The 17,861-nt window shown below is 73.6% G+C and carries 15 protein-coding genes; 8 read left to right on the forward strand and 7 right to left on the reverse strand.

Annotated elements, in window-relative coordinates; all coding sequences use genetic code 11:
* Positions 1-301 precede the first annotated feature (301 nt).
* The 4 genes from A3IG_RS0110400 to A3IG_RS0110415 all read left to right on the forward strand — a co-directional run bounded on the left by A3IG_RS0110400 (position 302) and on the right by A3IG_RS0110415 (position 5,622).
* Positions 302-1,096, forward strand: a complete 795-nt coding sequence (locus A3IG_RS0110400; protein ID WP_018383502.1) for an MIP/aquaporin family protein — start codon at positions 302-304, stop codon at positions 1,094-1,096.
* Between the two features lie 120 nt (positions 1,097-1,216).
* Positions 1,217-2,764 carry a glycerol kinase GlpK gene (gene glpK / locus A3IG_RS0110405; RefSeq protein ID WP_018383503.1) on the forward strand — a complete coding sequence of 516 codons (1,548 nt, stop codon included), beginning with the start codon at positions 1,217-1,219 and terminating at the stop codon, positions 2,762-2,764.
* Positions 2,761-4,362: a glycerol-3-phosphate dehydrogenase/oxidase gene (locus tag A3IG_RS0110410; RefSeq protein WP_018383504.1), complete on the forward strand. Its 1,602-nt coding sequence runs from the start codon at positions 2,761-2,763 to the stop codon at positions 4,360-4,362. Before glpK ends, A3IG_RS0110410 begins: the two co-directional genes overlap by 4 nt.
* Positions 4,363-4,638: 276 nt before the next feature.
* Positions 4,639-5,622: a PAC2 family protein gene (locus tag A3IG_RS0110415; RefSeq protein WP_018383505.1), complete on the forward strand. Its 984-nt coding sequence runs from the start codon at positions 4,639-4,641 to the stop codon at positions 5,620-5,622.
* A 156-nt stretch (positions 5,623-5,778) separates the two neighbouring features.
* Here A3IG_RS0110415 and mshC read toward each other — a convergent pair whose 3' ends face one another.
* From mshC to A3IG_RS0110435, 4 genes are all read right to left on the reverse strand, one after another.
* Positions 5,779-7,008, reverse strand: coding sequence for a cysteine--1-D-myo-inosityl 2-amino-2-deoxy-alpha-D-glucopyranoside ligase (mshC, locus tag A3IG_RS0110420; protein WP_026220114.1), 1,230 nt, complete (start codon positions 7,006-7,008; stop codon positions 5,779-5,781).
* An 83-nt stretch (positions 7,009-7,091) separates the two neighbouring features.
* Positions 7,092-7,946, reverse strand: a complete 855-nt coding sequence (locus A3IG_RS0110425) for an SCO1664 family protein (RefSeq protein ID WP_018383507.1) — start codon at positions 7,944-7,946, stop codon at positions 7,092-7,094.
* Positions 7,904-8,503, reverse strand: coding sequence for a DUF3090 domain-containing protein (locus tag A3IG_RS0110430; RefSeq protein ID WP_078500275.1), 600 nt, complete (start codon positions 8,501-8,503; stop codon positions 7,904-7,906). Before A3IG_RS0110430 ends, A3IG_RS0110425 begins: the two co-directional genes overlap by 43 nt.
* 140 nt (positions 8,504-8,643) lie before the next feature.
* On the reverse strand, positions 8,644-9,351 hold the full coding sequence (locus A3IG_RS0110435; protein WP_026220115.1) for a histidine phosphatase family protein: 708 nt from the start codon (positions 9,349-9,351) through the stop codon (positions 8,644-8,646).
* Positions 9,352-9,530: 179 nt separating this feature from the next.
* Here A3IG_RS0110435 and A3IG_RS0110440 point away from each other — a divergent pair, with 179 nt between their 5' ends.
* The gene (locus tag A3IG_RS0110440) at positions 9,531-10,526 is read left to right on the forward strand and encodes a magnesium and cobalt transport protein CorA (RefSeq protein WP_086019926.1); all 996 of its coding nucleotides are present in this window, start codon (positions 9,531-9,533) and stop codon (positions 10,524-10,526) included.
* Positions 10,527-10,540: 14 nt separating this feature from the next.
* Here the strand turns inward: A3IG_RS0110440 and A3IG_RS0110445 are convergent, their stop codons facing one another.
* Positions 10,541-11,326 (reverse strand): ferritin-like domain-containing protein, encoded by a 786-nt coding sequence (locus A3IG_RS0110445; protein WP_018383511.1) that lies wholly within the window; start codon positions 11,324-11,326, stop codon positions 10,541-10,543.
* A 489-nt stretch (positions 11,327-11,815) separates the two neighbouring features.
* On the opposite strand from A3IG_RS0110445, the gene A3IG_RS0110450 reads away from it, so the two are divergent.
* Complete coding sequence (locus A3IG_RS0110450; RefSeq protein ID WP_051087452.1) at positions 11,816-12,427, forward strand: hypothetical protein; 612 nt, start codon at positions 11,816-11,818, stop codon at positions 12,425-12,427.
* Between the two features lie 68 nt (positions 12,428-12,495).
* Here A3IG_RS0110450 and A3IG_RS0110455 read toward each other — a convergent pair whose 3' ends face one another.
* Together A3IG_RS0110455 and A3IG_RS0110460 are read right to left on the reverse strand one after the other, a co-directional pair.
* Positions 12,496-13,548 carry an LLM class F420-dependent oxidoreductase gene (locus A3IG_RS0110455; RefSeq protein WP_018383513.1) on the reverse strand — a complete coding sequence of 351 codons (1,053 nt, stop codon included), beginning with the start codon at positions 13,546-13,548 and terminating at the stop codon, positions 12,496-12,498.
* An 82-nt stretch (positions 13,549-13,630) separates the two neighbouring features.
* Positions 13,631-14,704, reverse strand: a complete 1,074-nt coding sequence (locus A3IG_RS0110460; RefSeq protein WP_018383514.1) for a Gfo/Idh/MocA family protein — start codon at positions 14,702-14,704, stop codon at positions 13,631-13,633.
* 202 nt (positions 14,705-14,906) lie between these two features.
* On the opposite strand from A3IG_RS0110460, the gene A3IG_RS0110465 reads away from it, so the two are divergent.
* Together A3IG_RS0110465 and A3IG_RS0110470 are read left to right on the forward strand one after the other, a co-directional pair.
* On the forward strand, positions 14,907-15,887 hold the full coding sequence (locus A3IG_RS0110465; protein WP_018383515.1) for an aldo/keto reductase: 981 nt from the start codon (positions 14,907-14,909) through the stop codon (positions 15,885-15,887).
* Entirely contained in the window at positions 15,884-17,794 is a 1,911-nt protein-coding gene (locus A3IG_RS0110470) for a helix-hairpin-helix domain-containing protein (RefSeq protein ID WP_018383516.1), read from the forward strand. The genes A3IG_RS0110465 and A3IG_RS0110470 overlap by 4 nt, the downstream gene beginning before the upstream one ends.
* Positions 17,795-17,861: the final 67 nt, after the last annotated feature.

Genomic DNA, 17,861 nt, shown 5'->3' on the forward strand with positions numbered 1-17,861 from the left:
GCCAAAGGCCGCGCCCCTGCCGAAGAGACGAGACCAAGCGACCGAGGCACGAGGGAGCGCAGCGTCGAGGAACGCCGGCAGGGGCTCCCCAAAGCGGCCGGCGGCGAGCGAACACAAAAGGGCAGCCGGCGGCAAACCCTTGACGTTCGACGTGGGGAGTAGAAAACTGTCGCCCAGAAGTCGACATTGTCGAACGCACGTCGGCAGCCCCCGACAACGTTCGTTGACTTCCCTCCCATGCAGGACGCTGGCCGGACCACCAGGCCGGCACACGGGGAGCAGCCGGTCCTAAGGAGCAACGGTGTCCAGCGAAGAGATCTTCACCGGGGAACTGATCGGCACCGCGCTCCTGATCCTGCTGGGCGGCGGCGTCAGCGCGGCCGTCGTGTTGAAGCACTCCAAGGCACGGAGCGGCGGCTGGATCGTGGTCGCCTTCGGATGGGGTCTCGCGGTGATGTCGGGGGCGTACGCGGCGAACGAGCTGTCCGGGGCCCATCTGAACCCCGCGGTCACCCTGGGGCTGTCGATCAAGTCCGGCGACTGGAGCCACGTGCCGGTCTACCTGGGCGGGCAGATGGCCGGGGCGATGGTGGGCGCGTTCCTGGTGTGGCTCACCTACCTGGGGCAGTTCCAGGCGCACCTGCACGACCCCGAGGTGCTGCGGGGCACGGACGTCGATCCTGCCGGTCCGGTCACCAGGCCGGTGGACGCGCCGAAGTTGCCCGGTGGGCCGGTGCTCGGGGTGTTCGCCACCGGCCCGGAGATCCGGAACCCGGCCCAGAACGTGATCACCGAGACCATCGCCACCACGGTGCTCGTCCTGGTCATCCTGACCCTCGGGCTCAACCCGGGGCTGACCCGCTCGGGCATCAGTCTGCTGGTGGTGGGGCTGCTGGTGGTCAGCATCGGCCTCTCCCTCGGCGGTCCGACCGGCTACGCCATCAACCCGGCGCGCGACCTCGGCCCCCGGATCGTGCACGCCCTGCTTCCCCTGCCCAACAAGGGCAGCTCGGACTGGTCCTACGCCTGGGTCCCCGTGCTCGGCCCGCTGGCCGGGGGCGCCGCGGCGGGAGGGATCTTCCGTCTGGCCTTCTGATCCCCGGCCGCACCCGTCCGCCTCGCCCGACCGCGCCCGCACCCGTCCCACGACCCGCCCCGCGGCGCCGCAGCGGAGAGTCCGACCCGCAGCGCGCGGCCAGGAGCCACAGGAGGCACCGTGACCCCCCAAGCCCCCGCCACCGGCGGCACCGCCCGCCGCGAGTTCGTCGCCGCCATCGACCAGGGCACCACCTCGAGCAGGTGCATCGTGTTCGACCGGGACGGCGAGGTCGTCTCGATCGACAGCCGGGAGCACGCGCAGATCCTGCCCAGACCCGGCTGGGTGGAGCACGACGCCACGGAGATCTGGGAGAACGTCCGGAGCGTCGTCGACGGCGCGCTGCGGAAGGCCGACGTCCCGGTCAGCGCGATCAGGGCGTTGGGCATCACCAACCAGCGGGAGACCACCCTGCTGTGGGACCGGGCCACCGGTCAGCCCGCCCACAACGCCATCGTCTGGCAGGACACCCGTACCGATGCGCTCTGCCGGGAGCTGGGCGGCGACATCGGCCAGGACCGCTACCGCCGGGCCACGGGTCTGCCGCTGGCCAGCTACTTCGCCGGCCCCAAGATCCGCTGGCTGCTGGACAACGTGCCCGGGCTGCGTGAGCGCGCCGAGAACGGCGAGTTGCTCTTCGGCACCATGGACTCGTGGGTCATCTGGAACCTGACCGGTGGCACGGAGGGCGGCATCCACGTCACCGACGTCACCAACGCCTCCCGCACCCTGCTGATGGACCTGCGCACCCTCCAGTGGGACGAGGAGATCTGCGCCAGCATGGGCGTGCCCATGTCCGTGTTGCCGGAGATCCGCTCGTCGGCCGAGGTGTACGGCACCGCCACCGGCACCCTGGACGGGGTCCCGGTGGCGTCCGCCCTCGGCGACCAGCAGGCGGCGCTGTTTGGTCAGACCTGCTTCACCCGCGGCGAGGCCAAGTCCACCTACGGCACCGGCACCTTCCTGCTGTTGAACACCGGCGAGGACATCGTGGGGTCCACCAGCGGCCTGGTGACCACCGTGGGGTACCGGATCGGTGCCGAACCCGCGGTCTACGCGTTGGAGGGTTCCATCGCGGTGACCGGCTCCCTGGTGCAGTGGATGCGCGACCAGATGGGCGTGATCAGCGACGCGTCCGAGATCGAGGCCCTGGCCAGGACCGTCGAGGACAACGGAGGCGCCTACTTCGTCCCGGCGTTCTCCGGCCTGTTCGCCCCGCACTGGCGCTCCGACGCCCGTGGAGTGATCGCCGGCCTGACCCGCTACGTGACCAGGGCGCACCTGGCCCGCGCGGTGCTCGAGGCCACCGCCTGGCAGACCAGGGAGATCGTGGACGCGATGACCCAGGACTCCGGGGTTCGGCTGGCCACGCTCCGGGTGGACGGCGGCATGACGGCCAACGACCTGCTGCTCCAGATCATCGCCGACTTCGTCGACGCGCCGGTCGTGCGCCCGGTGGTCACCGAGACCACCAGCCTGGGCGCCGCCTACGCGGCCGGCCTGGCCGTCGGCTTCTGGCCGGACACCAACGCGCTGCGTGCCCACTGGAAGAAGGACGCCGAGTGGGTCCCACGGATGGACCCGGTGATCCGCGACCGCGAGTACACCTACTGGCTGAAGGCCGTTGACCGGACCATGGGCTGGCTGGACGAGGAGGAGACCCGATGAGCACCGCACAGAGGTTGCCGAGCCTGGGCACCCACCAGGCGACCAACCGCAAGGCGAGCCGCGCCGAGACCAGGGCGCTGCTGGACGGCGCCACCTTCGACCTGCTGGTGGTCGGCGGCGGCATCCTGGGCATCTCGGCGGCCTGGCACGCCGCGCAGTCCGGCCTGGCGGTGGCCATGGTGGACGCGGGCGACTTCGCCGGGGCCACCTCGTCGGCGTCGTCCAAGCTGGTCCACGGCGGGCTGCGGTACCTCCAGACGGGGGCGGTGCGGCTGGTGGCGGAGAACCACCACGAGCGGCGGGTGCTCAGCAGGGACGTCGCCCCGCACCTGGTCAACCCCCTCACCTTCTACCTGCCGGTGTACCGGGGCGGCCCGCACGGGGCCGCCAAGCTGGGCGCGGGGGTGTTCGCCTACTCCGCGCTGTCCGCGTTCGGTGACGGGGTGGGGCGGGTCATCAGCCCGTCCAAGGCCGCCCGGGACGTCCCCGGGCTGCGCACGGAGAGCCTCCGGGCGGTCGCCGTCTACGGCGACCACCAGATGAACGACTCCCGGATGGCCCTGATGACGGTGCGGGCCGCGGTGGAGGCCGGTGCCGTGGTGCTCAACCACGCCGAGGTCACCGGGCTGCGCTTCACCGGGGGCCGGGTCACCGGAGCCGACCTGCGGGACCGGATAGACGACGTCGAGTTCGGCGTGGACGCCCGACTGGTGCTCAACGCGACGGGCCCCTGGGTGGACCGGCTGCGACGGATGGAGGACCCGGGCGCCGCCCCGAGCGTGCGGCTGTCCAAGGGGGCCCACCTGGTGCTGCGGCGTCGGGCCCCGATGCGGGCCGCGCTGGCCACCCCCGTGGACAAGTACCGGATCACCTTCGCCCTGCCGTGGGAGGACCAGCTCCTGCTCGGCACCACGGACGAACCGTACGAGGGCGACCCGGCCGACGTCCGGGCAACGGACGCGGACATCGAGCAGATCCTGCACGAGGCGTCGTTCTCGCTGCGCGACGAGCACCTGGACCGGTCACTGCTGACCTACGCGTTCGCCGGACTGCGGGTGCTGCCGGGCGGTCCCGGGGACACCGCGTCGGCGAAGCGGGAGACCGTGGTCACCGAGGGCCGCGGCGGGATGCTCTCCGTGGCCGGGGGGAAGTGGACCACCTACCGGCACATCGGCCGCACCGTCCTGCGGGCCCTCGCCCGCCAGCCCCGGGGGCCGCTGGCCCGGGAGATGGAGCCGCCGTCCCGGCTGCCGCGCCGGGTGCCCCTGCCGGGTGTGGCCAACCCCAACGCGGTCGCCCACCGGCTGCTGGTGGACCGGGAGGCCGGGGCCGGCCTCGACCCGGTCACCGCCCGTCACCTGGCCACCCATTACGGGGCGCTGTCCTTCGAGATCGCCCGCCTGGTCAACGAGGACCCGTCGCTGGGGCAGCGCATCCACCAGGACGGCCCGGAGATCTGGGCCCAGGTCCTCTACGCGCGGGACCACGAGTGGGCGGTCAACGTCGATGACGTGCTGCGCCGGCGCACCACGCTGACCATCCGCGGTCTGGACACCGAAGAGGTGCGGGCCCGGGTCGGGGAGATGCTGAAGGGCTGAGGGAACGGGCCGGGCCCTGTGGGGCCGGGCCGCCGCGTCCAGCCCGGTGCGGCAGCCGCACGAGGGGCCGCGCGTCCTCCCTGGAACGAGTGGACTTGCCGGCACGGCCGGGGCCTTCCGAGCACCTGGGCGCGACCGGGCGTCCCCGGCGCCCCACCGACCGGATCCACCGGCTCCGGGGGCTGCGGCAGCGCACGGGGAACAGCTTAGGCTTGGCAGGTACGGCTGCCCGCGGATGGCCCGCGGCGGCGTTGGCAACGGCAAAGGAGGCGCTGGGTGATCGAGCTCGAGGGTGTGCCCGAGCTGATCGACCCGGTCATGGTGGCCGCGTTCGAGGGCTGGAACGATGCCGGGGACGCCGCCTCCACCGCGGTCGCGCACCTGGATCGGGAGTGGAAGGGCGAGGTCTTCGCGGCACTCGACGCCGAGGACTACTACGACTTCCAGGTCAACCGGCCCCATGTGTGGCTGGACGGCGGGGCCCGCCGGGTCACGTGGCCGACCACGCGTCTGTCCGTGGTGCGGGTCACCGAGCCCAAACCCCGCGACCTGGTGCTGGTGCGCGGCATCGAACCCAGCATGCGCTGGCGTTCGTTCTGCAACGAGCTCCTCGGTTTCGCCCACGAGCTAGGCGTCGAGCTGGTCGTGGTGCTGGGCGCGCTGCTCGGGGACACCCCGCACACCCGTCCGGTCCCGGTGAGCGGCACCACCTCCGACCCGGAGCTGGCCAGGACCCTGCACCTGGAGGAGAGCCGCTACGAGGGGCCCACCGGGATCGTCGGCATCCTGCAGGAAGCGTGCACCCACGCGGGCGTGCCGGCGGTGAGCCTGTGGGCCGCGGTGCCGCACTACGTGTCCCAGCCACCCAATCCCAAGGCCACGCTCGCCCTGCTCAACCGGCTCGAGGACCTGCTCGACCTGCGGATGCCGCTCGGCGAGCTCCCTGAGGACGCACGGGCCTGGCAGCTCGGGGTGGACCAGCTCGCGGCGGAGGACAGCGAGGTCGCCGAGTACGTCCAGTCGTTGGAGGAGGCCAGGGACACCGCCGAGCTGCCCGAGGCGTCCGGCGAGGCCATCGCCCGGGAGTTCGAGAAGTACCTGCGCCGCCGTGACGGCCACGGCTCGCACGCCCGGGAGGGCGGTGACCCAGCCGAGGGGCGCGACCTGGGGTCGTTCCGGCGGGGCGGCCCCGGCCCGCAGGGCCCGGCACAGCGCGCCGAGGACCCCGGACCCGAGGGCGAGCCGGACGAGGACCGGTGACCGCCGGGTGACCGGGCCGCGGCCGGCCCGGTCACCTTCCCCGTGGTGCGGGCCGGTCCTGGGCGCGCGGCCGCGGCCCGCTCGGGGGCGGTTCCGCACCGGGGACGCCGGCGTCCCTCCCGCTCGAGGGTGCACGCCGGTGTCCCTGGTGGACCGTCAGAGCGCCACCCCGAGCAGCGCGTCCACCGTGCGCGAGAGCAGTCCGGGTGCCCCCGTGTCGGTGCCGCCCCGATCCTCCTGACGTTCCACCCAGCGGTCCACCGCAGCAAGTGCGGCCGGCGCGTCCAGGTCGTCGGCGAGCGCGGCCCTCACCTGCTCGAGTGCCTCCAGTGCCGACGGGCCCTCCGGCCTGGCGACCGCGGACCGCCAGCGCGCCAGCCGGGCCCCGGCCTGCTGGAGCACCTCGTCGGTCCACTCCCAGTCCGACCGGTAGTGGTGGGACAGCAGGGCCAGCCGGATCGCCATCGGGTCGGTCCCGGCCCGGCGCAGCGTCGAGACGAAGACCAGGTTCCCCCGGGACTTGGACATCTTCTCGCCGTCCAGGGCGACCATCCCGGAGTGCACGTACGCCTGGGCGTAGGGGTGTTCGCCGGTCACCACCTGGGCGTGCGCCGCGCCCATCTCGTGGTGCGGGAACGCCAGGTCGCAGCCGCCGCCCTGGACGTCGAAGCCCATCCGGAGGTACTCCAGGGCGATGGCCACGCACTCGATGTGCCAACCGGGGCGGCCCGGCCCCAGCGAACCGCCGTCCCAGCTCGGCTCGCCCGGCCTGGCCGCCATCCACAGCAGGGGATCCAGGGGGTCCTTCTTGCCTGGCCGGTCCGGGTCGCCGCCGCGCTCCGCGGACAGTCGTCGCATCGTCGACTGGTCCAGGCCCGACACCTCACCGAACCGCGGGTCGCTGGCCACCCAGAAGTACACGTCGCCGTCGAGCTCGTAGGCCGCGCCCGCGGCCAGCAGGCGCTCGACCAGAGGAACGATTCGGCCGATGGCCTCCACCGCGCCCACGTAGTGGTCCGGGGGCAGAATCCGCAACGCCGTCATGTCCTCGCGGTACAGGGTGGTCTCGCGGTCGGCGAGGGCCGCCCAGTCCTCACCGGTCTGTTCGGCGCGCTCCAGCAGCGGGTCGTCGATGTCGGTGACGTTCTGCACGTAGAGGACGTCGTGCCCCGCGTCTCGCCAGACCCGTTGCAGCAGGTCGAACGCCGTGTAGGTGGCGGCGTGTCCCATGTGGGTGGCGTCGTAGGGGGTGATGCCGCAGACGTAGAGCCGGGCCACCGGGCCGGGGCTCAGGGTGAGGGGACCACCGGTCGCGGTGTCGTGCACCCGCGGGGCCGGTCCGTGACCGGGCAGGGCGGGTACGTCGGAAGCGGGCCAGGCATACATATCTTGAGGGTAACTGTATGCACGTACATCTTACGAGCGGCCTCTGCCCCGCCGTGCCGGCCCCAACCGGACCGCCGCTCGCGTCAGATCGGGGGCCAGGGCACCGCCGGCCAGGTGTCGCTGGGCTCCGGGTGCCGGCCCGCGGCGAGCAGGCGCGCCACCCGCCGCCGCACCGCCTCCACCTCGGCGGGGGTGACCAGGGCGGTCAGCCGCTCCCCGAGCCCGGCCGCCAGCTCGCCGCGCAGCTTCTCCAGGACCTCGACGGCCTCGTCGGGCAGCGGTTCGCCGGCCCAGCCCCACAGCAGGGTGCGCAGCTTGTCCTCGGCGTGGAAGGTGACGCCGTGGTCGATCCCGTAGAGCCTGCCGCCAGGGCCCGGCAGCAGGTGGCCGCCCTTGCGGTCGGAGTTGTTGATCACGGCGTCCAGCACCGCGAGCCGCCGCAGCCGGGCGTCGTCGGCGTGCACCAGCAGTGCGGTGTCCCCGTTCTCCAGCCGCACCGGGGCGACGACCCGCCACCCCGGTTCCGGCCGTGTTCCCGGCTGCACGGCCAGCAGCTCCGGCCCCTGTTCGACGTCGATCCAGAGCTGGCACATCCCGGGACCGTGCGGTCCCTCGCGGAGCACGGTCGGCGGGACCAGGTCCCAGCCGGTCGCCGCGGAGACCAGGAAGCTGGCCACCTCGCGCCCGGCGAGCGTGCCGTCCGGGAAGTCCCACAGGGGCCGCTCCCCGACGACCGGCTTGTACACGCACGTCGCCCGCCGCCCGGCGTGCTCGACCGAGCAGTACAGCACGACGTTCGAGGCGTCACCGATGCGCCCACGCACCGTCAGCTCGCCCTGCTCCAGCAGCTCGACGGCGTCCTCGCCGGACGGTGGGGGCGCTGTGCTCGCGGAGGTCAGGACGCGGCCCCCCGCAGGTAGCCGTTCTGCCGCGGGCACACATGGCCGTCCGGGTCCAGGGGGAGGTTGCAGAACGGGCACGGCGGGCGGCCGGCGGCCACCACGTCCAGGGCGCGCTTGGCGAAGCCGCGGGCCATCGCCCCGGTCAGCCGCACCCTCAGCAGAGGCGGCCCGTTCTCGTCGTCCTGGAGCAGCATCTCCTCTGCGGCCTGGAGGTCCTCCTCGGAGTCCACCTCCACCTCGACCAGCGCCTGCGCCTCGACGACCACCCGCTGGCCCTCACCGTCCCAGGCCAGGGCCATGGTCCCGACGCGGAACTCGACGGGCTCGACGGGGCTGTGCAGCGGCTCGGTGTCGATCGCCTCGGCGGGCGCCACGGCCGGCACCTGGGCGTTGCCGCCGCTGCGCCGCACCACTTCGTCGAGCAGCTCGTCAACCCGTTCGGCCAACGCTGCCACCTGGGCTTTTTCCAGCGCGACGCTGGTGATTCTGCCGGCGCTCGACGCCTGGAGGTAGAAGGCGCGCTCGCCCGGCTGCCCCACCGTCCCGGCGACGAAGCGGTCCGGCGGGTCGTAGAGGAACACCTGACGGGGCACGTCCTGCTCCGATGACTCGACTCGACTCCACAATGGGGACCAAAGCTTGATCTGTGGTGGATCCACCCTACTGACGCGGGCCGGCCGGCGCGAAGGAGGGCGGAGGCCAGGGGCCCCCGACGCCGGGGACGCCCCCGGTCTCAGGGCGCCCCCGCTCCCCCGCCGACGACCGCGTCGCCCTCCGCCGGTCCGCTGTCCGGCTCCACCGGCCGGGGGGCGAGGCCGTTCAGGTCCCCGGTGTCCCCCAGCCGGAGCAGGAAGGGACGGGCCGCGGTGTAGCGGATCGCGGTCACGGAGCAGGGGTCCACGGCGATCCGCTGGAACAGGTCCAGGTGCATCCCGAGCGCGTCGGCGACGACCGACTTGATGATGTCCCCGTGGGAGCACACCACCAGCAGCGCGTCCGCCCCGTGGTCCCGCTCCACCCGGTCGTTCCACTCGCGGACCGCGTCCACCGCCCGCGTCTGCATCTGCCGCAGCGACTCCCCCTCGGGCCCGGGGAAGACGGCGCGGGAGGGGTACTGCTGCACCGTCCCCCACAGCGGTTCCTCGACCAGCTCGCTGATCTTGCGGCCGGTCCAGTCCCCGTAGCGGCACTCCCCGACCCGTTCGTCGGTGTGCAGCTCCACTTCGGGCCGCGCCCGCAGCAGCGGCTCCAGGGTCTGCTGGCACCGTTGCAGGGGGCTGCTGACCACCGCGGCGAGCGGCAGGGTGGCCACCCGGGCGGCGAGGGCCACGGCCTGTTCACGCCCGCGCTCGTCCAGGGTCACGCCGGGACTCCACCCGGCGAGGGCTCCGGAGGTGTTGGCGGTGGAACGGCCGTGGCGCACGAGCAAGACAGTGGGCATGGCACCACTCTAAGCAGGGCGCCGTTCGGCGCGGCCCGGGCCGTGGTGTGCGGGTGGGGCGCGGGCAGGTCGGGGCGGGGACCGGGAACCGGGGCGGGAGGTCGGGCGGGGCGCCTCCCCGGGGGAACGGACGGTTGGGAACGTGCCCGACGTGGCCCGGTTCGTCGGTTCGGGGCAGAATCCACAGGGTGATCGTTGACTGTGCGATGTACCGCGGCGGACGCCGGGTGCCGGGTCCCGAGGACTTCTCGGAGGCCCTGGCCCAGGCGCGGGCGACCGGCGACGCGTACCTGTGGATCGGCCTCTACGAGCCCACGGCAGCCGAGTTCGACCTGGTCACCAGCGAGTTCGGACTGCACCCACTGTCGGTGGAGGACGCGCTGAAGGCGCACCAGCGGCCCAAGCTCGAGGCGTACGACGACTCGCTGTTCCTGGTGCTCAAGACGATCGTCTACGACGAGGAGGCCGCCGGTATCTCCTCCGGCGAGCTGATGGTCTTCCTCGGCGACGCGTTCGTGGTCACGGTGCGGCACGGCGAGGGGAACCCGCTCACCGAGGTGCGTTCCCGCCTCGAGGGGCACCCCGAGGTGCTGCGGCACGGCCCGGGGGCGGTGATGTACGCGGTCAGCGACGCGGTGGTGGACCAGTACGTCCTGGTGGCCGACCAGCTCCAGATGGACCTCGAGGAGCTCGAGGCGGCGGTGTTCGCCCCCCGGGGCAACAGCGACGTGGGAAGCGTGGCCGCGCGCATCTACGCCTTCAAGCGGCAGGTGCTGGAGTTCCGCCGGGCCACCGCTCCCCTGCTGGAGCCGATGCAGCGCCTGTCCGGCGGCGTCACCCCGTTCATCGACCCGGCGGCCCGACCCTACCTCCGCGATGTCAGTGACCACCTGACCAGGGCGAACGACCACGTGGACGGTCTGGACAGGTTGCTCTCCGACATCCTCGGCGCCAACCTCGCGCAGATGGGCGTGCAGCAGAACGACGACATGCGGAAGATCTCCGCCTGGGCCGCCATGATCGCGATCCCCACCATGATCGCCGGGATCTACGGCATGAACTTCCGGCACATGCCCGAACTGGACCAGGTGTGGGGCTACCCGCTGGCGCTCGCCGCCATGGCCGTCGCCTGTCTGGGGCTGCACCGGTTCTTCAAGCGCCGCGGCTGGCTGTGACCATGGCGGTCCGCTCAGGCGAACTCGGGGTTGGGGGACGGGGCCGGGCCGCCCAGCGCGTTGCGCCGTTGGGGCATCCGCAACGTCACCATGCGCCGCCACCAGCCCGAGCGTTCCAGCAGGTACATCGTCTGGATACCGAGCCTCAGCAGCGCGGCACGGGCCCTGGACCAACCCAGGATTCGCCCCATCTCGGCCATCACCGCCAGGCTGACGTCCCGGTAGACGCGGATCTCGGCGAGGGCGGTGGAACGCAGGGTCCGTCGGATGGCCCGGCGGTGGCCGGCCCCGGCCAGTCGGAGCAGCTCCTCGTGGCAGTAGGCGAGGTGGTTGTCCTCGTCCGAGGAGATCATCTTCACCGCGCGGCCGATCTCGGGGTGGTCTCCGAAGATCTTCTTCAGCAGTCGCATCTGTTCGGCGGCCCGTTGCTCGGTGACCCGGCTGTGCGCCAGGTAGACGATGACGTCCTGCTCGCTCAGCGGCTCGTCCCGGCGCAGCTTGTCGTGGGCCAGCCCGATGCCGGAGCGCTCCAGCGCCATCGTGTAGTCGGTGGCGTCCGGGACCTCGCCGGGTTCCAGTCCGCGCTTGCGCAGCAGAGCGGTGAAGATGCGCCCGTGCTTGTCCTCGTCGGCGCCGTGCCGGGCGACCTTGGGGGCGAGCTCGGCATCCGTGACCAGGCTGGCGATCCTGCCGTTCTCCCAGCCCCCCTGGTCCTCGCCCTTCGCCGCGATGCTGCAGAACAGGCGGAACGACTCGTCGTTGTCGTGGATCTCCTGGAACAGGGTGCGGGCGGAGAGCATGCAATCACCTTCCGGGGACGGAGAGGTTCGGACAGGAGAGCCGAAAGGGCATCAAACAACACCTTCCCCAACAAAGTGAAGTGCGACAGCGCCCCCAGAGCAACAGCGGCTCGCCTGGCTTCGCCCGTTAGACCTGACGGCTCGCTCGTCCAGGGGTCCGCCGGCCGGAAGACGCGGTGCCGGCGCCACGGCCGGCACCGCGCCCGCGCGGGCGTGCGCCGGCCGTACGGGAAGCAGGGCATCTCGCCCCTCACGCCCCGTAACCCCCGGCTCGACCCGGCCGTTGTGCGCAGTGACGGCCGTGGCGGGGTGGACCCCGAGCCCCCACCACGGCCGTGAGCACGTCCGGGTGACCGCGCACCCCGGCCCCAGCCCCTCCCTTCCCACCCCTCGGCCCCCTGGGTCCGCCCGCCGCTGGATAGGGTGCCAGGTGGTCGACGAGCGCCCTCCGGCGCGACGCCACGGTACGGGGACGCGAAGCAGGTGGACATGTTCAGCAGGGCGACGAGGAGCCGTCCGGCAGCCCGGCCGCTGGGCCCGCCGGGTTCCGACTGGTCGTCATACACGCGTCTGCAGGACGCCGCGCACGCCTACTTCCTGCACGCGGACATCGCCCTGGAGGCGATGCGGGGGGTACTGGGCCGCCGCAGGGTGCGCGGATTCACCCTGGAACGGGTGGTGGACCTGACCGAGGCGGGCGCCTCGGTGTGGCAGGAGGCAGCGGTGTGCGACGGGCGCCGCCTGGTGCTGTGGCACAGCGAGGAGGTCGCCGACGGGGACGCCCCTGGCGGCACGGTGCTCGACTCCTCGGTGCAGGTGCTCCCGCTGGACGCGGTGGTGCACGTGGGGATGCGCACCCTGGTGGGTCGGGACGAGCAGGGCCGACGGGTGGAGCGGGGGGTGCACCTGGTGGTGGCGACCGGCACGCCGCACGAGCTGACCGCGTTCCAGCCGGAACCCGAACAGTCGGTGCCCACCGCGACGGCCCGCTTCCGGCCCGAGGCGTTCCGGTTCAGCAAGTCGCTGGAGGACGGGGGGCCGGGCCAGATGGCCCGCCTGGTGGAGTTCGGTCGGCTACTCGGTCGGCTGGTGCCCCGGTAGCCGACCCCGGGGCCACCGCCGGTGCGGTGTGCGGGACCGCGCGGCCACCCCGCACACCGCGCCGGGCCTCACTCGGCCAGCCCCGCCCGTTCCAGCGCCTGGACGCCGGCGCGCAGGCCGGCGATCCGCTCGTCCAGGGTGAACCCGGCGGGGCTGAGGGTGAGCGTGGTGACCCCTGCTGCGGCGTACGCCTGCATCCGGTCCGCGATCCGCTCCACCGGGCCGAGCAGCGTGGTGGAGTCGATCAGCTCGTGCGGGACGGCCGCCGCGGCGCCCGTCTTGTCCCCCGACAGGTACCGGTCCTGGATCTCCGCGGCCTGCTCCGCGTACCCCATCCGCACGGCGAGCCGGTTGTAGAAGTTCTGCTTGCGGCTGCCCATGCCGCCCACGTAGAGCGCCGTGTACGGGCGGAACTGGTCAGCGAGGGCCGGGATGTCCTCGCCCACCGCCAGCGGCACGGTGGGCACCAGGTCGAACCCGTCCAGGGACATGCCCGCCTTGGCCCGGCCGGCCCGCACCGCGGCCAGGGTGGTCTCCTCGGCGTGTTCCGGGGCGAAGAAGACCAGCAGCGCCCCGTCAGCGATCTCCCCGGTCAGCTCGAGGTTCTTCGGGCCGATGGCCGCGATGTAGAGCGGGATGTGCGGGCGCTCCGGGTGCACGATCAGCTTCAGCGGCTTGCCCGGGCCGTCCGGCAGCGGAAGGGTCCACGTCTCGCCCTGGTGGACGACGCGTTCCCTGGACATGGCCTTGCGGATGATCTCGACGTACTCCCGGGTGCGGGCCAGCGGACGGTCGAACCTGACCCCGTGCCAGCCCTCGGACACCTGGGGGCCGGAGACCCCGAGGCCCAGGCGGAACCGGCCACCGGACAGGGCGTCCAGGGTCGCCGCGGTCATCGCCGTCATGGTGGGGGTGCGCGCCGGGATCTGGAAGATGGCCGAGCCCACGTCGATGCGCTCGGTCCTGGCCGCGACCCAGGCCAGCACCGTGGCCGCGTCAGATCCGTACGCCTCAGCGGCCCAGCACACGGCGTAGCCGAGCCGGTCCGCCTCCTGGGCCACGGCGAGGTTGTCCGCGTCCATCCCGGCGCCCCAGTAGCCGAGGTTGATTCCGAGCCGCATGCGGTTCCCCTCACATGTCTTACTCGCCAGTAACGTCCTGTCCCCGGGACCCTAACGCGACGCACCCGGGAAGCGGAACAGCTCACTGGCCTCGGCGGACGGCGGCCGGGGAGACGTCGGGCACCGGCACCGGGCGCCCGCCGTTGCGCAGGGACTCCGCCCCGGCCACCCCGACCAGCGACGCGGCCACGGCGGGGCGCACCGGAACCAGCGGCGGCTCCCCCCGCTCCACCGTCGCCCGGAACGCCCGGAGCACCAGGACCGTCCCCTCCTCCCCCCGCTCCACCGCCGTCCCGGCGTGGCTCAGCGGCGGCGGGACACGTTCTTCTTCCCGGACCCGACCGTCCGCGGTGGCCCAGGCCTCCGCCCTCACCCGGACCGACCAGGCACGTTCACCAGGGGCGCGCACCGACTCGGCGAGCCCCCGGGTGCCGCGCGCACAGATCCAGCTCCAGTGGCTGTCGGGCTCGCCCTGGAGGAAGCCGTGCCGGGTGACGGCCAGCGCGCCGCTGGACAGCCGTACCGTCAGCACCACCGCGGCCCGGGGATCGGCGACGTCGACGGAGAAGGCAGACACCTCCACGGGCCACGCGTCGGTCAGCGCCAGCACGGGCGAGACGGTGTGGGTGCAGTAGGCGGTCGCGGCGATCCGCCCCCGCCAGTGGGCGGGGTCACCGATGAGGGCGGCGACCTGTCCTGGCGAGAGGCCGTGCAGGTAGTCGGCTTCGACCAGGCTGATCCGGCCCAGCTCGCCGGCGTCCACGGCCTGGCGGACCAGTCGCACGTGCGGGTGCGCGACGTAGTTCTCGGCGAACGAGTAGGTCGCCGAGGACCGCTCCACCGCCGCGACCAGCCGCCGTCCCTGCTCCTCGTCGGCACAGGCCGCGGTCTCCGAGAGCACGTGCACGCCCCGTCGCAGGAACTCCACGGCCACGGGGGCGTGGGCGTCGAAGTCGTTGGCGACCAGCACGCCGTCGAGGCGCTGCGCCAACAGGTCCCGCCAGTCCCCGGTCAGCTCCGCGCCGGGCAGCAGCCGCCCCGCGTCCTGCAGGCACCCGGGATCGCGGTCGCAGGCCGCCACCACGTCCATGCCCAGCCGACGACCCCAGGTGGCCATGTGGAGTCCCCTCCGCAGGCCGATCACCCCCATGCGCATCCCTGCATCCTGCCCCTCGCGGTCGCCTCCGCAAAACGCGCTCCCGCGCTGCTCCCCCACCCCGGACCGAGCCCGGTGCGGAACGCAGGAACGTCACTCCCCAGGCGTGGCCGCCGCCCCGCCTCCCCACCGGCCCGCGGGACACGGCCAATGGCGCCCCGCGCCGTGTACGCGGGCGCCGTGACCAGTAATCTTCGCGGACATGGAGCGAAGGCACCTCGGCCGCACCGGGCTGCGCGTGTCCCGACTGGGTCTGGGCACGCTGACCTGGGGTCGGGACACCGGCGAGCACGACGCCGCCGACATGGTGAAGGTGTACCTGGAGGCCGGCGGGAACTTGGTCGACACCGCCGACGTCTACGCAGACGGGGGTGCCGAGTACCTGCTGGGACGCCTGCTGGACGGGGTGGTGCCCCGCGAGGAGCTCGTCATCGCCACCAAGGCGGGCAGCGTCCCCGACCCCGACCGGCGCTTCGACGCCTCCCGGGGACACCTGTTGTCCGCGCTCGACGCCTCGCTCCGGCGGCTCGGCACCGACTACGTCGACGTGTGGCAGGTCCATGCGTTCGACCACGCCACCCCGCTCGAGGAGACCCTCCAGGCCCTGGACATCGCGGTGGCGTCGGGGCGGACCCGCTACGTCGGGGTGTCCAACTTCTGCGGCTGGCAACTGGCCAAGGCGGCGGCCTGGCAGTTGGCCGCTGCCGGCCGCACCCCCCTGGCCAGCATCCAGATGGAGTACTCCCTGCTGCAACGCGGGATCGAACGTGAGGTGCTGCCCGCCGCGCTTGACCTGGGCGTCGGCCTGCTGCCGTCCTCGCCGCTGGGCCGGGGGGTGCTGACCGGCAAGTACCGGCACGGCGTCCCCCAGGACTCGCGCGGCGCGTCGGAGCACCTCGCCGCGTTCGTCGAGCCGTACCTGGACGCCGAGGCCAGGGGCATCGTGGACGCCGTGACCACCGCCGCCGACGGACTGGCGGTCACGGCGCTGCACGTGGCACTGGCCTGGGTGCGGGACCGACCGGGCGTGGTGGCGCCGATCGTGGGGGCGCGGAACGCCAAGCAGCTCTCCGCGGCGCTGTCGGTGGAGGCCCTTACCCTTCCGGGGGAGATCTGCGCGGCGCTGGACGACGTCTCGGCGCCGCTGCACCGCTACCCCGACCAGGACTGGAGCACGCTGTGACGAGCGACCCCGTGGCCGCGGGCCCGTCCCCTTCGGTCCCGCCCCAGCCGGAGCAGGCCCGGCCGGCCCGCGCCCCACGCGGGGCTCCCCCGGACGCCGCGGTCGCCGAGGTCGGCGCGGTGTTGGCGGAGGGCGGCGCCCCGGCGGCGCTGGCCGGGCCCGCCGTGGCGTCCCTCGGGGCGGGCGCGGCGGGGGTGCTGCGGGAGGACCCCTGGCAGGTGCTGTCGCTGGCGGGGGTACGGATCGAGCAGGCCGACGCGTTCGCCAGGGCGTTGCTCGGCGCCGAGTGCGGTCCGGGCGACCCGCGGCGGGCACGGGCCCTGGTGGTGTGGCTGCTGGAGCGGGCCGCGGTGGAGGGCCACACCGCCATCGATGCGGCCGGTCTGCGGGCGGCCCTTGAGCGGCACGCCGTCCCGGACCCCGACGAGGCGTTGCGGGAGGCCGTCACGGACGGCCGGGTCCTGGTGTTCCGCGACGACGACGAGGACGCGGCCCCGGGTCGCGGGGGTCCCCAGGCGGACGAGGACGCCGAGCCCCCGGTGCGGGTGCTGCTGGCCCTGGACCGTTACGCGCTGGCCGAGGAGAGCCTCGCCGACGGGTTGGTGCGGCTGCTGTCCACCCTCGATCCGGACGCCGGCCCGCCCGTGTCCGCCTGGGGGGACGCGGCCGACCAGGCCCCGACCGGCTCTGCCGCCGACCTGCTGCGTGCCACGGCCAGCAGCGGTGTGGTGCTGCACACCGGCGGTGAGGCGGCCCGTGCGGAGCCGGCCGCCCTGACCGCCTCCGCACGCAGGCTGGGGCTGCGGGCGTGGGCGGTGACCGACTCTGAGGACAGCCGCCGCCGACTGGGGACCCTGCTTGGCCCCGGCCGCACGGAATCCCCGCCCACGGACTCCACCCCCGCGGGCCCCGACGGCGCGTCCGCGCACCCGGACGCGCCGGGTGGACAGGACACCGCCGTGGTCACCCTGGACGGGTTGCTCGCCGGGCGGGAGGGCCCCGCACGGGAAGCGGACGGTTCCCTCGCCGTGGATCTGCTGGTCGTGTGTGACGGCCCCCAGCTCGACGTGGAGAGGGCCGCCACCCTGGTCGAGTCCCTGCCCGACGGCGCGCGGCTGGTCCTCAGCGGCGACCCGGGGCTGCTGTGGTCGGCCGCGCCCGGGCGGGTCTTCGCCGACCTGTTGGCCGCCCGGGTGTGTCCACACGTCTCCTCACGCACCCCGGACCCGGGGCCGATCGGAGAGCTGGTCTCCGGGATCGGCATCGGGGAACTGGCCGCCGTCCCGGCCCCGGAGAAGGAAGTCGTGATCGTCCCCGCTCGGGACGCCGGCGAGGCGGTGCACCGCACCGTCCAGCTCGTCGCCGACGCGGTGCCGCGCGCCCTGGGGGTGCCGGCCGAGCAGACACAGGTGATCACGCCTGGCCATGCGGGGGCGGTGGGCACCCGGGCACTGAACGCGGCGCTGAAGGCCCGGCTCAACCCCGGCCCCGGACGGTTCGGGGGGTTCGACCCGGGGGACCGGGTGGTACACGTGCCGGCGCCCGGCCGAGCCGTGCCGTGCACGGTGGCCGCCGGTGACGAGCAGGGACTTCACCTCGACGGTCCCCGTGGCCGGATCACGGTGCCGCAGGACCGGATCGCCGAGGTGCGCCACGGCTGGGCGTTGACCGCGCACCAGGCGGTGGCGACGCGCTGGCCGGCCGTGGTCGCGGTGCTTCCCGGCGACGCCGGCCCCGGGCTCACCCGGCAGTGGGTGTACACGGCCTTCGGGCGCGCCGAGCGGCACCTGTCGGTGGTCCAGGGGGTGGAGCAGGCACTGCCACGAGCCGTGGCCGAGGTTCCGGCCAGGCCACGCACCACCAGGCTGCGCACGATCCTGCGCGAGCAGGTCCCGTCCGAGGCCTGAGCGCGGCGGAACGGGCTGGCCCGCACCCGGCGAGGCCCGGCGCTCACCCCTGCCCGGACCGGCGGGG

It is taken from the genome of Wenjunlia vitaminophila DSM 41686 (genome assembly GCF_000380165.1).
Classification (GTDB): domain Bacteria; phylum Actinomycetota; class Actinomycetes; order Streptomycetales; family Streptomycetaceae; genus Wenjunlia; species Wenjunlia vitaminophila.